Origin of the sequence: Microcoleus sp. T3_A4 (genome assembly GCF_036700465.1) — a bacterium.
GTDB lineage: Bacteria > Cyanobacteriota > Cyanobacteriia > Cyanobacteriales > Microcoleaceae > Microcoleus.
In genome coordinates this window covers 1-17,162 of the sequence record NZ_JAUBOY010000048.1, presented here as the reverse complement: position 1 = coordinate 17,162, position 17,162 = coordinate 1, and the positions used below count along the sequence as shown (strand labels likewise).

The 17,162-nt window shown below is 46.9% G+C and carries 8 protein-coding genes; 6 read left to right on the top strand and 2 right to left on the bottom strand.

Annotated elements, in window-relative coordinates; genetic code table 11:
• The first annotated feature begins 116 nt into the window (after positions 1-116).
• From QUA07_RS23615 to QUA07_RS23605, 3 genes are all read left to right on the top strand, one after another.
• Complete coding sequence (locus QUA07_RS23615; protein WP_333329918.1) at positions 117-557, top strand: KGK domain-containing protein; 441 nt, start codon at positions 117-119, stop codon at positions 555-557.
• Complete coding sequence (locus QUA07_RS23610) at positions 554-799, top strand: HNH endonuclease (protein ID WP_015179287.1); 246 nt, start codon at positions 554-556, stop codon at positions 797-799. Before QUA07_RS23615 ends, QUA07_RS23610 begins: the two co-directional genes overlap by 4 nt.
• A gap of 91 nt (positions 800-890) precedes the next feature.
• Positions 891-1,127: a toxin-antitoxin (TA) system antitoxin gene (locus QUA07_RS23605; protein ID WP_333329916.1), complete on the top strand. Its 237-nt coding sequence runs from the start codon at positions 891-893 to the stop codon at positions 1,125-1,127.
• Here the strand turns inward: QUA07_RS23605 and QUA07_RS23600 are convergent.
• Together QUA07_RS23600 and QUA07_RS23595 are read right to left on the bottom strand one after the other, a co-directional pair.
• Complete coding sequence (locus QUA07_RS23600) at positions 1,122-1,256, bottom strand: hypothetical protein (RefSeq protein ID WP_333329914.1); 135 nt, start codon at positions 1,254-1,256, stop codon at positions 1,122-1,124. The two genes, QUA07_RS23605 and QUA07_RS23600, sit on opposite strands and share 6 nt — an antisense overlap.
• A gap of 96 nt (positions 1,257-1,352) precedes the next feature.
• A complete protein-coding gene (locus QUA07_RS23595) occupies positions 1,353-5,165 on the bottom strand; it encodes a glycoside hydrolase family 2 TIM barrel-domain containing protein (protein ID WP_333329912.1) in 3,813 nt (1,270 codons plus the stop codon).
• A 229-nt stretch (positions 5,166-5,394) separates the two neighbouring features.
• Here QUA07_RS23595 and QUA07_RS23590 point away from each other — a divergent pair, with 229 nt between their 5' ends.
• The 3 genes from QUA07_RS23590 to QUA07_RS23580 all read left to right on the top strand — a co-directional run bounded on the left by QUA07_RS23590 (position 5,395) and on the right by QUA07_RS23580 (position 16,981).
• Positions 5,395-10,902: a PAS domain S-box protein gene (locus QUA07_RS23590; protein ID WP_333329910.1), complete on the top strand. Its 5,508-nt coding sequence runs from the start codon at positions 5,395-5,397 to the stop codon at positions 10,900-10,902.
• Positions 10,903-11,303: 401 nt separating this feature from the next.
• Positions 11,304-15,434 (top strand): ATP-binding protein, encoded by a 4,131-nt coding sequence (locus QUA07_RS23585; protein ID WP_333329908.1) that lies wholly within the window; start codon positions 11,304-11,306, stop codon positions 15,432-15,434.
• Positions 15,435-15,640: 206 nt separating this feature from the next.
• Positions 15,641-16,981 carry a response regulator gene (locus tag QUA07_RS23580; protein ID WP_333329906.1) on the top strand — a complete coding sequence of 447 codons (1,341 nt, stop codon included), beginning with the start codon at positions 15,641-15,643 and terminating at the stop codon, positions 16,979-16,981.
• Positions 16,982-17,162: the final 181 nt, after the last annotated feature.

The window sequence follows — 17,162 nt, the reverse complement described above, 5'->3', positions numbered from 1 at the left end:
CGCGCAGGCGGACATTGTTTGTGTAGACGCGAATTCTATTCGCCGGGGCTATTGTCAAAAGAGAGATGCTACTCTAAAATAGTTAGGATGACAGTTAAAAAAACTGAGAGATTAATATGAAAAATAAATTAGATTTCCACAACTGTGGCAATGATGATGCTGTATCTTTCGGTATGACAATGCTAAAAATGGAAAAACTCAGGAAAACAGTAAATAAACTTTTGTCTGAGTGGGATTTAGGAGAAACACTTGATGATTTATTAAGAAAAGAAAACCTAAATATAGATGTTCCTTGCAATCATCCGCAAAAAAATTGGTCATACGAAGAATGGTTTGGTCAAGGTATAGATTGTGAAATTCTCAGAGTGGGTGCTCAGGGCTGGAAGAAAGGAAAGATTAAGCTCAAACTCAATGTCACTATAGAATTTTGCCCCGACGAACCAGAAGTTGAAGAAACACCAGAAAGCAATCAATTACAAATCATCCCGCCAGAATCACCACTTGACGATTTGCGCCGCCAACTCCTCAATCAAGAAAATCAACCGAACAATTCATGAGCAAAACCCCTAGAATCCCGATTCCCCCAGAAGTCAGAAAATACGTATTTACTCGCAATAAATACCAGTGCCAAAGCTGCGGCCAAACCAAACTAGAAACCCAACTCACGATCGATCATATCATCCCCCTAGCGCGCGGTGGCAGCAACGACATCAGCAACTTGCAAACCCTCTGCGGCACCTGCAACCAAAAGAAAACCGACAAACTAGACCCCCGCTTCCGTCGTCACTTTGACCTGTGATATTTAACAGTATAATAAAATCAGCAATTTAAGCTTGAAATTGCTAACCTCTGTTCGATCGCACTTTTAATCCCTAGCTTGGATAACTGCAATGCTGACAAAAACAGTAGACGTGCAAGAAGCACAGACAAATTTAAAAGAGTTATTATCTCTAGCACTTAAAGGCATAGAGGTTGTTCTCACAGAAGGTGGCATTCCCCTTGTCCGTTTAGCGCCGATCTCATCCCCAACTAAGCAGCGTACAGCAGGATTGCACGCAGGAGCAATCTGGACAAGTAATGATTTTGATGAACCGTTACCAGACGAATTTTGGACAGGGAATCTATGAAATTACTGCTGGATACTCATACATTATTCCTTCTTCCTTCAATCCGTTACATCTCACATCTTGCACCATTGTCAAGAACAGGCAAGATGCCTGTTCCACAAGAAAATTTATCTCTTGTGGAACAGGCATCTTGCCTGTTCCTAAGCAAGTAATTGAGAATGGTGCAACATCTCCGTTACATCCGTTACATCCGTGGAGCGAATCCGTTGCTAAACTTCCTTCTTCCTACCATCGATAATACCGATAAGGATCGTCCCCCTTCTCAAAATCCGTTTTGTAATCCCAGTGATAAAACTCCCGACTCGCACCGTTAAACACAGATCCATCCGCCTTAAAACTCGCCCCTAAATTAGCCAAAATCTGAGCATTTGCTCTGGTTTGCCGCCAGCGAGTAAAACGCAAATAAGTCTTAGTATCAGCATTCAAACTGTCCGGTTCAATCTGAGAAAAAATCGCCACACCCTTGCCAACTTTTACCCGACTTAACAAACCGTCAGCGCCGACTTCTCCCCCAGACTTAATCAACCAAGTATCATAAAAAGAGCGCGATCGCAAATCTGAAGCACTAACCCCCTTCACCTCATCCCAACTCGGAACCGCCAGCGAACCCCCAAAATCCTGCGCTTGCTGCAAACCCACGCCCAAACCCGCAGCAGCTACTTGACGCGGCAAGAAAAACGCCTTTCCGCCAGCATTCAAATAACCGCGCAAATCTGCATCTTTTAGATTCGCTTCTCTCCCCACAATCACCAAACCAACATCATTAGAAAGGGAACTAGCGCGCTGATAAATTACCCCCAAACTGTCCAATTTTTGGGCATCTTCATCTCCCCCTATTAAAACCACTTGATCCGGCTTTCCAACCACCGAAGAATTCATGCCGTAACTCACAATTTGTTGCACTAACTGCGCCGCCCCAGCATCTACAGAATAATGGTCTTCCAAATCTAACTCGTTTAAAATCAGCCGCCCTTTTCCGTAATCCAATTCCATCAGTGGCGAATAAGCTAAATCAAACTCAGATTCCAAAATTGGACGCCAACCGCTGCGGTGCGGTTTCTCAATTGAAGCGCTACTGACACCGCCGCGATTTCCCCAACGCCAGCCGTACCAAGGTTTATTTGCCGGACTCAAATTAGGGCCAGTTTGGATCGTATCTGGATAAGCTTCAAGCAGCGTGCTTTCCCCTGCCCAATCCCGCAAATCTTCACTGTCTAAACCGCTAATTGCGGGATGGTTGCTGTCAACTGGAAAAGCGCGGCGGCTGACGTGGGCAGCAACTCGGAAACCCGTATTTTCCAGCCATTCCCTCCGTTGAGGAAACACAATTGCTTTGCCGCCATTTTGCACCAAATTTTCTACACTTCCCGGCAAATTTTCCCCGCTAGAAAATGCTTCCCTACCGATAACTAATAGCGATGAAACTTGCGAACCATTCCACGGTACAAGCTGATAACCTAACTGTTTGAACATGGCCGATGTTTTGCCGACTGGATCGAAAATTGTCAGCGTATCCTTACTTTTGGATTGTTTGGGAAAAACTCGGAAAGCAAATGTATCAGAATGCGATCGATCGCCCACCCGTGCAGTCAAGCGAATTTCGCCGTCAGCCTTGCTAGAAATGGTATTTGGCAAATTTACATCAATTGGGAAAAACAGTGTTCCTGCCTGCTCAATCCTCCCTTTTTGCTCGCCTTTTTTTACTTCTTTGCCCCCCACCAAAACTCGCCAATTAAACGAAAATTCTTGCGCCGCCCGCGTATCGTTAATTAACACTACTTGCTTTGCCAGTTTTCCGCCCACAAACAAATTGTGATCTTTCGCAGTAAAAACCGGGCTAGCACCAGCAATCCAAGCCAAAGTCGAGCTATTATTCTTCATAATTGCCTCGCCCCCAGGATGAACAGTGTAAGCTTCGGGCTGCAAATAATTCAAAAGATTATTCGACACTTGCTTCAAATAAACTCCCCTGCCACCCGGTTGAAATGCCCCAATATCCACCTTTTTTCTGCCAGCGTCGGAAACTTCCCAACCATGTCCGTCATTCCAAGGAATCATCCCCCCAGACATTCCAAAAGTCCGCCAACTCCGCCAAGTATTTGTACTGAATAACTGCTGCAACTTTTGAAAAGCGGGTGCAAAATCCAACTCTTTTTGAAAATGCCAGCTTTGATACTCCTGACCCTTGACAAATTGCTCGCGAATTTTAGATTTATAAGCGGATGTTTCCAACTCGTAAGCCTGCTTACCAAAATAAATTGCCGCAAACTCCGTCATCCAAGGTTCGCTGAGAATTGCCAGACCAAAACCTTTGCGGGCCCGCATCATCGTTGCGTGCAGAGGAGTCCCAAACTCGACTGCCATGTAGGGTCTTTCCCCGGTTTTGCTCCACTCAGAAATCCACTCTTCTCGTTCTTGCAAGGGAATCAGATTTAAATAAGAATTCAGCGCATAAACATCACCGAAGTTGGCGCCTTGGTGTACCATCACAGGTCTGGTTTGGTCAGCCGATTTTATCGCAGCTATAGCCTCATTTCCTAGGGGAGTGTTGACCCGCAAACGCTGGTTGTCCGAGGGACTGAGAGTTCCTTCTACTTTGCTTTTGCCGATGCGACGCGGATTTAGGTCGTCAGCGTTGCCGAAAAAATTAGGACTTGTCGCCCACATTAATACTGATGGATGATTGCGGTAGCGGCGCATTTCTGTCACCATTCGGTCTTTCCAGCGGTTTTTCCACAGGGGGTTCTTCCACTTGCCGTTCCAAGCGATAGGACTAATATCTAAAGCGGGAGCCATAATGGGAAAACCTTTGAGGTCTGCTCTTTCGGAAAATAACTCTCGGAAGTGCCATCTACCCCGTTCGTCGTGATTCCAAGGCCACATTTCTGTTATGTTAAAACCGGCTTTGACGTAGCTGTCAATTAGGCTATCAGCAACTTCTAATGTCCCGCCTTGCCAAGTATCCGAGTGCAAGATTGGTCGCAGCCGCAATTCGGTTCCGTTTAAGAAAAATTTGCGCCCTTCTATCCAAAATTCGCGGAAGCCAAAAGGTTGGTGGTATTGCGTGTCTATGCCGCTGCCTTTTACTTCTAATTGCAGGGTGTAAAGGTTTGGTTGTCCGACATCCCAAAGACGGGGATTTGGCCAATTCCACTGAACTTGGACGGTTTGAATTGGTTTAGCTTGAACCTTGGTAGTTGCGGTGAATTTTTGTTGTACTTTGCCTTTTTCATCGAGCATTTCCGCGATTAATTTAACTTGACCGCTTTGGGCAACGTCTTTGAGTTCTACATCTAATTTAACTTGCTTTTTTCGGGTGGAAGTTTGGACGAATACGTCGCTAATCAGCGGGCCTGGGGGAAGGCTCAGAAGCCTTACCTCACCGATGATTCCCCGCGATTGCAACTTGGATTTTTCTGTGTAAATTTCTGTGGGGCCCATGATGACGGCTTTTTCCTTTTCATCGGATACTGCCACCACTAAAATAGATAGGGTGTTTTGACCTGGTTTGGCTGCTTTGGTAATTTCAATAGTGCCGTAGGGCCAGGGGATTTGACCGCAGTTAATGCCGTTGACAAAGATGACTGCATCGGTGCTGACTCTGGCTAAGTCGAGAAAAATTCGGCGGTTTGTCCAGTCGCCGGGAATGTCTATATTTCTCTGATACCAAGCTTTTGATAGTTGTTTACTGTTGAAGTTTTCCCAATCTTTGCCGCTGCCGCGAGTGATGATTCCGGGTACGGATTCGTTGTTTTCTTTTTGCCAGTCTCCGGGTACTTGGATGGAACCCCAACTTGGGGAGACGGGGGGGTTTTGGGGGTTGCCAACTGCGGGGACAAATTGCCAAGTTCCGTTAAGATAGATTTGGGATCGTTTGTTGTCGATCGCCCCGACGGCCAGGGTGGTAAGATTGGGGAAGCCGATCGATATCGCTGAGCTGCTGGCAAAGTTGGGATTTTGAAGCGCGTAACCGACGAATCCAAAGAGGGTGGCGGCTGCGAAAAATAATCCGATAATTTTTGCCAGCTTGTGATTCACTCGCTTATTGCTCCCAGAAATTAGATTATCTAATTTGTCTCTTGATCTATGATAGCAGTTGCTTCAGCAGCAATCCCGCAGCCAATCTGTCTCTGGGAAGATGGCACAGAGCCGACAAATGTGGTTTTGTATAGAAAAAATAAATACTTAGTTTTAACTAAGTTTTAACCAGGTTGTTTCATCGACATCAGCAATAGTGCGATCGCGCCATCGCTACAGGTCAATAAAAATGAGTCGGTTTCAGGTCTTGACCTCACCCATTACATCTTACAAAATTGCTACATTGAGTGCCGGCACCGCTTTACTGCTGACAACTCTGTTACTGTTTTCATACCAGGCAGCTCCTGTAATCTTACTTTTGGCCACTGCAATGGTTAGCGCTTGGTATGCTGGCTTAAAGTCCGTAGAACAAGAACAAGAAATAGAACGTAAGATTATTTCCAAAGTCATTGAGACGACGGCTTGCTTGATTGTAGTTCTCGACAGCCAAGGCCGGATTGTCCGGTTTAACCAAGCTTGCGAAAAAAGTACAGGATACTCGGCAGCAGAAGTAATCAATAAATATGTTTGGGATTTATTCTTAATTCCCGAAGAAATAGAGCCGGTTAAAACAGTTTTTACCCAGCTAAAAGTCGAAAATTATAACAGCGAATATCAAAACTATTGGCGCAGTAAAAACGGCGAGAAGCGCTTAATTTCTTGGTCGAATACTGTGACGACAGATGGCGAGGGTTTGGTAGAATATGTGATAGGAACGGGGATCGATATTACTGACCGCAAAGAAGCAGAAATAGCCCTGGCTTTATCCTACACTAAGCTAGAAAGTCGTGTTAAAGAACGCACAGCAGAACTAACAGTAGCTAAAGAAGCGCTGCAAGCTCAAGAAGAACGATTTCGCTGTTTAAGTTCCTGTTCGCCTGTCGGCATTTTTATGGCAGATTTTGAGGGGCGCTACACCTATGGAAACCCTCGCTGTCAGGCTATTTGCGGCTTAAGTTTGACAGAACTTTTAGGAGACGGTTGGGAGAATTGCATTCACCCGGAAGATTGCGATCGCGTATTGGCCCGATGGCTGAATTATACTCGGAAAGGTGGGGATTATGTGATCGAGTATCGCGTGCAAACACCACAGGGGATTGTGCGCTGGATTAACGTTTGTTCATCGCCGATGTTCTCCGACTCCGGCGAACTCATCGGATACGTGGGCACGGTGAGAGATGTCACGGAAAGACAACAAGCGCAAGCAGCATTAGCAAGCAGCGAACAGCAACTGAGAACGCTGCTAGAAAATACGCCAGACATCATTATCCGCACCGACAAAGAACTGCGTTATATTTATGTCAATAAAGCAGTTGAAAGAACCCAAGGAAAACCTGTTTCATTCTTTTTGGGTAAAACCAGTCAAGAAATAGGAATGCCGCCGGAACTGTGCCAGAGGTGGGATGAAACCCTGCATAAAGTGTTAGAAACAGGTCAAGAAGAAATTATCGAATTTCAGGCTTTATCAATCAACGGCATCCGAAGTTATCAATCCCGCGTAGTTCCAGAATTTGACAAAAATGGCGTACCAGAATCAGCCTTAATTGTCGCCCGCGATATCACAGAAATAAAACTTGCAGAAACTCAAAGATTGCAGTTGACAATCGAGCAAACAGCAAGAGAAAAAGCGGAAATAGAACAGCAGCGCTCGGCATTTTTAGCAGAAGTCAGCAAAATGCTGGCTGATGCGTTTGACGGGGAAACGGTGCTGCAAAAGGTAGCAGAATTAGCCATAAATTCGATCGCCGATGGGTGCTGCATTCATTTGACCGAAAGCGACTCAAATGTGCGTCTAGTCGCTGTGGCTCACGCAGAACCCTCAACGGTTGAGACTATTAATAACTTGAGCATCCGAAGTGTGAGCGCCGAAAATGCTGTTAACGGCTATCCGCTGGTAATCAGCAGCGGAAAATCCGAACTAATTGCCGAAGTGGATGAGGAGATTTTAGCAGCAGGAGCCGAAAATGCAGCAGAATTGGAAATATTGCAATCGCTCAATATCGGATCTCACGCTTGCGTACCGCTGAGGGCTCGCGGGCGGGTAATGGGTTCCATCACTTGCTTTACGCAGAAGTTGGGCCGCCGCTACAGTGCAGAAGACATGGCAATGCTAGAAGATTTAGCATACCGCGTGGCGATCGCCCTAGACAACGCCCGACTTTACACAGAAGCGCAAGAAGCACTATCTAAAACATCGCAATCCTTCGCCTTAATTGACTCGCTATTAGAAGCATCTCCCCTAGCGATTTGCTTTATGGATCGCGAAATGCGCTTCATCCGTATAAATCAAGTTTTAGCAGAACTCAACGGTTTGCCGATAGAACAGCATCTCGGCCAAGACTTCCGGCAATTGTTGCCAGAACATGCAGCCAAATTTGCGCCGATAATTCAGCAAGTTTTAGCAACCGGTCAGCCTGTTTTAAACTTAGAAATGAGCGGCGAACCTGATGGAAAACCGGGATATTTCGGCTACTGGCTCGCCAACTACTACCCAGTAAAAAATGAAAGGGCAGAAATAATCGGAGTAGGCCTAATTATCACAGATATTACCGCAGAAAAACAAACCGAATTAGCTTTGCGGGAAAGCGAAATGCGCTTCCGCAGCGTGGTAGAATCTAACATGATTGGCATTGGTTTCTGGGATGCCAGCGGCGAAGTTACGGACGCTAACGACGCCTTGCTGGAAATGATCGGATATACGAGGGAAGACTTAGTTTCGGGACATATCCGCTGGCTCGAACTCACCGCGCCGGAATATCAAGAACTCGATCGCATCGCCCTCGCGCAAGTCGAAGCATCAGGAAGTTGCGCGCCTTTTGAAAAAGAATATCTCCGCAAAGACGGCACGCGCTTCCCCGTTTTAGTCGGCGGCGGAAACTTCCAAGGAAGCAAAGACAAAGGAGCATTTTTCGTACTAGATATCACCGATCGCAAACAAGCCCAAAATCAACTTCGAGAAAACGAAATACGCATTCGCCGCCAACTAGCAGAACTCGACTTAGTTTACAAGACTACACCAGTCGGGCTGTGCTTTCTCGATACCAATTTGCGCTACATCCGCCTGAACGAATGCCTCGCTGCGATCAACGGCCGATCGATCGCAGAGCACATCGGGCGCACCGTTAGAGAAGTAATTCCCGAAATGGCCGATATGGTAGAGCGGATTTACCGCCAAGTGCTGGCGACGCAAACCCCCGTGCTCGACTTGGAAGTTAAGGCCGAAACCAAGCAACAGCCGGGAGTTTTGCGGGATTGGCAAATCAGCTTTTACCCAGTGAGCGATGAATCAGGAACGCTGCTGGGAGTCAGCACCGTGATTGCCGAAATTACCGATCGCAACCAAGCAAAACGGGTAATGCAGCAAAGCGAAGCCATATTCCGGCGGCTGTTTGAGTCAAATATTTTCGGAGTTGCGATCGGCGATTTTAGCGGCCGCATCGCCTACGCCAACCAATCCCTGCTCAACATGGTCGGCTACACCCGCTCAGACTTGCTCTCGGGTAAAATGCGGTGGGACAGGATGACCCCCCCCGAATACCTGCACCTCGACGCCCTGGCGGCCCAAGAACTGCGGGATCAGGGAGTGGCAACTCCTTTCAAGAAAGAGTACATCCGCAAAGATGGCAGCCGCGTGCCGGTTCTGATGGGCGGAACCACTCTGTCCCCGGACGATCGCGAACCAGAGACGATCGTCGCATTCTACATCGACTTGACCGAGATATCGCGGGTGGAAGCAGAACTCAAACACAATCAAGAACGGCTGCAAATCGCTCAGCAAGCAGGCAAAATCGGAACTTTTGAATGGAACATCGAAACCGGGGATATCGCGTGTACACGGGAGTTAGAGGCTTTGTACGGGCTGCCGGCCGGTGGTATCGACAGCTATCAAAGTTGGGTGGAAATGTTGCATCCAGACGATCGCGCTGTTACTCAAAAGCAGGTAAAGGCTGGGGCGATGTCCGGGGAGGAATTAAACATAGAGTTTCGCATTTGCCGCCCGGACAAAAGCGTGGGCTGGATTGCTTGCAGGGCTAAGGTGTTTCAGGACGATGGGGGTTTGCCTTTGCGGATGATCGGGGTGAACGTCGATATCACCGATCGCAAACAAGCAGAAGAGGCGCGATCGCACATCCATCAAACTTTAGAAGCCTTGATTCAGGCTTGTCCCCTAGCAATTACCCTTTTGGACTGCGACGACGGCACTGTGAAAATGTGGAACCCAGCCGCCGAGAGGATTTTTGGCTGGCATGAATCAGAAGCGGTAGGTCAATTTGTGCCCTGCGTTCCCGCAGACAAGCGGCAGGAATTTACGGCTAATTTGAAAAAAATTCGCGCAGGAAACGCGATCGTCGGCATGGAAACCCACCGCCAAAAGAAAGACGGCAGCTTGATCGACATCAGTTGGTGGGCAACTCCAGTCCGCGACAGCAACGGCAATATCAACTGTATGTCGATCCTCGCCGACATCAGCGATCGCAAGCAAGTCGAGGCCCAACGCGCTCAGTTGCTCGATCGCGAACAAGCCGCGCGGGCGGAAGCAGAAGCGATCAGCCGCCGGAAAGACGAGTTTCTAGACTCTCTTTCCCACGAATTGCGAACGCCTATAAATGTGATTCAGGGGTGGGCACAGATCCTGCGCGCCCATCCCTACAACGAAGATAAATTAGCCTCGGGTTTGGAAGCCATTGAGCGTCAGTCGAAGGTGCAGATCCAGCTAGTGGAAGATTTGCTGGATGTTTCCCGGATTATTCAAGGCAAGCTGGTTCTGAAACCCGGCTGGTTTTACATGGTAAGGACGATCGAGGCGGCTCATAATTTAGTTCGTTTGGCAGCCGAAACCAAGTCTGTCACCATTTCGTTAGAACTTGACCCCGCAGTCGGCTTGATGTGGGGCGACGCCCCGAGGTTGCAGCAGGTAGTGTGGAATTTGCTGACTAACGCCGTGAAGTTTACGCCTTCGGGGGGAACTGTGCAACTGCGCTTGTCTGCGGTGGCTGTTAGCGATTCTTCATCACCCAATTACGTGCAAATTACTGTCAGCGATACCGGAAAGGGCATTTCTGCTGATTTTCTGCCCTACGTGTTCGATCGCTTCCGACAAGCAGACGCCTCGAAAACTAAGGCTGAGAGCGGTTTGGGACTGGGATTGGCGATCGTCGAGCACTTGGTGCAACTCCACGGGGGCACTGTGACTGCGGAAAGTCCCGGTAAAGACCAGGGTGCGACATTTACGGTGACACTGCCTCTCAAACAGCGTCGGAGTAAGCAGCCGCAGTTGAGAGGGGAAAGGAAATCCAATCCAACGCCTCCGGGTATTTTGGCTGGTTTAAAGGTGTTGGTAGTTGACGACGAACCCGACAACCGCGAGTTTTTGATGGTTGCCCTCCAACAGTGCGGGGCGACTGCGATTGCTGCTGCAACGGCTGCAGAGGCGATCGACATTTTACAGCAGTCGCCGCCGGATATTTTAGTTAGTGATATCGGTATGCCCGTTGAGGACGGCTACTCGCTGATCCGCAAAGTGCGATCGTCCGCATCCGACAAAATCAAGCGCTTGCCGGCCGTGGCGCTGACAGCTTATGCTAGCGAAGAAGACCGCGATCGGGCGATCGCCTCTGGTTACAACGAACACTTAACAAAGCCGATCGAACCCGTTCTCTTCGCCACCGTTTTAGGCAAGTTAACAAATGGGCATTAGGGCGATCGGGTTCGATGAACCCACAAATAATATCACTTCCGTTTGATTCGGATTTGTATGATGTTAAATCTTGTAGGGGCGGGTTCACCAATAATAATCGCCCATAATCTACAAACTCATAAACCCGCCCCCGCTGGCTTTTCATTAATAACAGGATTGCCGACAAACACAAAGCAATTAGAAAATTTATCACAATTTTTGCAAGTAAAACTGAATCAAATTCCCAACAGCTAAAAACAGAACTGACAGAAGCAAATTTTGACAGCATGGTCCAATCTTCGCTGGTAGTTGCCTATATTGAAACGGGCGGAAAAATTCACATTTTTTAGGGCGCGCCAATTGCCGGGAAAGGCACGCTCCAGCAGTTAAAATACGATTATCAGCGCAATTGGTTCACACCCATGCCCATTTATCCGCTCAACCGCCTAACCGCCAAATTTTTCAGCAAGCTGCCGCTGCGAACGGTTCTGATTGTTCCGTTAGTTTTGCAAACGCTAAGTGTAGTTGGGCTAGTGGGCTATCTTTCTTTCAAAAGTAGTCAGGAATCAGTCGAAGATGTAGCGCATCAGCTAATCGAACAAGTAGGAGAGCGAATTAGCGATCGCCTCACGGATAATAATGGACTCTCGGCAATCAATACCTTTCTGGCTAGGCTGCACTTCTCGGCATCGGGACAAACTTTTATTATGGATCGATCGGGCAATCTGATTGCCACATCCACACTAGAAACACCCTTGGTGATGCCAACAAAAAAGCAACCGACGCCATTGCTAGCCACCAACAGCAAGGATGCCCGAACGCGAGATATTGCTCGACAACTCGCCAACCGATTTGGCAACTTCCGCACCCTGCAAACAACCGAGAAATTGACTCTAGCGAGCAAGGGCGATAGGCAGTTTGTCCGCGTCACTACCTATCGAGATTTCCGTGGCTTGGATTTGTTGATTGTGGTGGTGGTGCCAGAGTCTGATTTCATGGCTCGCATTCAAGCAAATACGCGCCATACATTGTGGTTATTGACAGGTACACTGCCGCTGGCGATCGCGATCGGATTTTTGACTTCCCGTTGGGTAACAAAGCCAATTATGCGCTTGAATACCGCAGCCAAAAATGTTGCCACAGGAAAATGGGATCAACCTTTAGAAATTAGACGCTTCGATGAAGTCGGAGAACTCGCCAATTCCTTCAATCTTATGGCAGCGCAACTGCAAAAGGCTTTTGCAGACCAAAAATCTTTAAATGAAGCTTTAGCGCACAGCGAGAGCCAACTCAAGCAATTTATCGAAGCCATACCTGCGGGAGTATCTATCCACGATGCCTCCGGTAAAGTCGTGTACTTCAACGAAACTGCCAAGCATTGGCTCAGCGTAGAAACTATCCCCGATGCGACTCTAGAAGAAGCAGTAGAAGTTTATCAAATGTACCGCCAAAACCAGCCGTATCCAACTCAAGAACTGCCTGCATTCCGAGCACTGCGCGGCGAAACGGTATTCCTTGAAGATATAGAACTTTATCGAGATGGGAAATTTATTCCTTTTGAGGTGCGCGCCACACCCATTTTCGACGAAGAGGGAAACATTATTTATGCCATCACTGCTTTTTCTAACATCGCACAGCGCAAACAAGCTGAAAAAATATTAACTGACTACAATCGCACTTTAGCAGCCGAAGTTGCCGAACGTAGCTACGCCTTAGCTCGTGCTAACGAACTATTACAAGATGAAATTGCCAATCGCCAATTGCTCGAACAAAAATTTTACACTTCTGCCGAGGAAATTGTAAAAATATTTGAGTCGATAACCGATGTTGTATTGATATTTAACCAGACCGAAAAAAGTATCCAGATTATACCGACAAAGGGGATTGATCAATACAACTATCAGACGAATCAGATCGACTCCATCATCGAACAATTATTTCACGAGGAAAACGAGGAGATTTATTTCGCTCAAGTTCAACAGGCATTGGAAACCCAACAAACTATTAGTTTTGATTACAGGATGCAGATTAATAACCAAGAAGTTTGGTTTGCTGCTAAAATTTCGCCACTGTCCGATAGCTCCGCTGTTTGGGTAGCGCGCGACATTAGCGATCGCCAGTTGGCGGAATCCCGACTGCTGGAAGCCCAAAAAATTGCCCGTATTGGCAGTTGGGAATACGATATGGCCACAGCAACAACCACTTGGAGTGAGGAACTATATCGCATTTATGAGCTCGATCCTACTCAAAAACCGCTGCCAACCGAACAATTAATCGAGCGTTTTCATCCAGAAGATCGATCGCGCTATCTGGCAATGGTGCGCGATCAAGCGATGAAGGGACAAAGCTTTGAAATTGATCTGCGGCTGATCCGAAGAGATGGCTCGCTCAGTTACATTGAAGTCCGAGGGAAACCTGTTTATGATGAAAAAGGGCAGTTGATCCGTTTGTTCGGCACTGTCTTAGATATTAGCGAGCGCAAACAAGCCGAGTCCGCTTTGCGAGAAAGCGCCCAGGGAGAACAAGCCATCGCCCGATCGATCGATCGCATCCGTCAATCCTTAGATATTGACACAATATTCAAAACCACAACCTCTGAACTGCGACAAACCCTAAAATGCGATCGTGTCGGTATCTATCGCTTTAATCCTGATTGGAGTGGGGAATTTGTTGCCGAGTCAATGGCTGCCGGCTGGAAGTCTCTGATCCCACAAGCCGACGATTTTAATGTGCCAAACACTCTCGTCGAAGACTCTCGCTGTACCGTCAAAACTATGCAAGCCGGCGGTACGCCAGTGCTGGATACCTATCTACAAAAAAATCAAGGCGGTATGTATGCTAGAGGCGTTCCTTACCGCATAATTGAAGACATATACAGCGCTGGTTTAAGTCCTTGTTACCTAGAACTTTTAAAACAATTTCAAGCTAGAGCATACGTTATTTTTCCCATATTTTGTGGCAGTCAACTTTGGGGTTTGCTCGCCAGCTATCAAAATTCTGGCTCCCGCACTTGGCGCGAAGCAGAAATCAATATTGGGCTGCAAATTAGCACTCAATTGGGAGTCGCCTTACAACAAGCTCAATTGCTAGAAGCCACTCAACAGCAAGCAGTACAGCTCCAACAAGCCGCCTGGGCCGCAGAAGCTGCCAACCTTGCCAAAAGCACTTTCTTAGCAAATATGAGCCACGAACTCCGCACCCCGCTAAACGCAATTCTGGGATTCTCCCAATTGATGCAGCGCTCTACCAACCTGACTCGCGAACAACAGGAAAATATCCGCATCATCAACCGCAGCGGAGAGCACTTGCTAGCTCTGATCAATCAAATATTAGATTTAGCAAAAATAGAGGCGGGGCGCATTACAATCAACCCAACTGATTTTAAATTAAGCAGCCTGCTGAACGATTTGGAAGAGATGTTTCAACTCCAGGCAAGGGAGCAACAATTGCAGTTAATATTTGACTGCTCTAGCGAAACTCCCGAATACGTGCAAACAGATCAAATGAAGTTACGTCAAGTTTTAATTAATCTGCTTTCTAACGCCATTAAATTTACGAAATACGGAGTAATTAGGTTAAGAGTAAGTGCATTTATAGACGGTGAAAATCAGCAAGTGCCAATCAGTAATTACCAATTACATTTTGAAATAGAAGACACGGGTTCCGGCATAGCTGCTGATGAGTTAGATCAGCTTTTTCAAGCCTTTGTGCAAACCAAAACAGGAACCAAATCTCAGCAAGGAACAGGCTTGGGACTCGCTATCAGCCAACAGTTTATCAAGCTGATGGGCGGCCTGATTACCGTACGCAGTGAAGTAGGACGCGGCACCACCTTCGCGTTTGATATTCCCATCAGCGCCGTTGATGCCCCGGCGACTCAACCCGTACAGCCACCGCGTCGGGTGATAGCCCTGGAACGCAACCAGCCACGCTATCGTATTTTGATTGTGGACGATCAATTAGACAACCGCCAATTGCTGATTAAACTCCTCGCTGTCTTTGACTTTGAACTCGAAGAAGCCAGCAACGGCATGGAAGCTATTGAAATGTGGTCGAGTTTTGAGCCACACTTAATTTTTATGGATATGTGGATGCCCGTGATGGATGGACATGAAGCGACCAAACGCATTAAAGCCACCGTTAAAGGTCATGCTACGGCAATTATTGCCGTGAGTGCCAGTAACGCCGAGGAAACGCAAACAGTTACTGTATCAGATGATTGCGATGACTTTATCCACAAACCCTTTCGAGATACAGAAATTTTTGCCACCCTGCACAAACATCTGGGAGTGCGTTACATTTACGGTGAACCGGAGAGTGTTCCCGATTCAACTCAAATTGAGGCTCCGACTCCAGAGAGTCTGGCAGCTTTACCCGCAGATTGGCTGGCAGCTTTAGAGAAAGCCACAATAGAGTGCGATTTAGAGTTAATTCTGATCCACATTGAGCAAATTCGCGATCGTAATGACGCTTTAGCTAGCGCTCTAGCCGCCTTGGCTAACGAGTTTCAGTTCAATCAAATACTAGACCTCATCCATCCCGAACCAAAATAATCAGGATATGAGATAGGTTTGTAATGAGTACGATCGTCCTCATAAAACGCGATCGGGCGATCGTACTCACTACAAACCTATAGCCATCCTAAATCATTTGTGAATTTCTTACTCCCTCCCCTTGATAAGGGGAGGGTTGGGGTGGGGTCAAAAATTTACGACTCCTGCAAGGATTGCTATATAAAGGTTATTTTACCGAACTAGATATGAATTACGAACCAACTCCCGTCATAAAAGGGAATATTTTAATTGTTGATGATATTCCGGCTAATTTGCAACTTTTAGCTCAAATACTCTCGCAGCAAGGGTACAAAACACGCACCGCCCCCGACGGCAAACTAGCGCTGCGGTCGATCGAGTTAACTCCTCCTGACTTGATTTTGCTCGACATCATGATGCCCGGTATGGACGGCTACAAAGTCTGCCAAGCATTGAAAGCTTCTCCCAAAACCAAGGACATTCCGGTTATTTTTATCAGTGCTTTGAATGAAGTATTAGATAAAGTCAAAGCCTTTGAAGTTGGTGGTATAGATTATATCACAAAACCGTTTCACGAACAAGAAGTTCTCGCTCGCGTCTCAAATCAACTCGCGCAGCGCCAGTTGTTCCAGCAAACACAATCCTACGCCCAGCAACTCGAACAAAGCGTAACTGAACTAAAGAAAACTCAAGCTCAGTTAATACAGAAGGAAAAAATGGCTTCTTTAGGTCAGCTAGCTGCAGGAATTGCTCACGAAATCAACAATCCCGTCAGCTTTATCTACGGCAATATTGCTCTAGCGGCGGAGTATGCACGAGATTTGCTTCGCCTCGTCGAATTGTACCGACATTACTATCCGCACCCCGTTGCAGAAATTATCGGCGAATTGGATGAGATTCAACCGGAATTCATCGCAGAGGATTATCCAAAACTGCTGAATTCGATGACAGAGGGTGCTTCTCGGATTAGCGAAATTGTAATGTCTTTGCGGAACTTCTCCCGCCTTGGCGAACAAAAGTACAAGCCAGTGGATATTCATGAAGGCATTGACAATACTTTAGTTATTTTGCAACATCGGCTGAAGGGAGCAAACAAAGCTGGTGAGATAGAGGTCATTAAAAACTACAGCCAACTGCCAAGAGTCACCTGTTATGCGAGTGAGTTAAATCAAGTGTTCATGAACCTGCTAACTAATGCTATTGATGCCCTGGAAAATCAATCGTCTCCCCGAAAAATTACCATCAGCACTTCAGTAGGTTTTGACTCAGAAGCTGCGCTGCACAATCAAGATTCAATATTAGCCACTCAAAACTATAAATCCGTTGTTATTCACATTGCCGATAACGGTTGTGGGATGAGTGAGGAAGTGCGCCACCAGATATTTGACCCATTTTTTACTACGAAACCTGTAGGTCGCGGTACTGGATTAGGGTTGGCCATCAGTCACGATATTGTAGTGGAAAAACATCGAGGTCAAATCAGTTGTACTTCTGCTCCGGGCCGAGGAACCGAGTTAATTTTGCAGATTCCGATATCTGTTAAATCAATTCCGGTTGCACCGGAATGACTGTTGACTGTTGACTGTTGACTGTTGACTGTTGACTGTTTGGAAATTTGAACAATACCGATGCAACCGGAAACGATATTAAATGTTAAAATATTTTAAATATTATACAGCAGATTCCAGGTTTATGAAGTACAGTAACAGCAGCTTGTAAACCAGTTTTTAAAGTGCTTAGGATTGACCA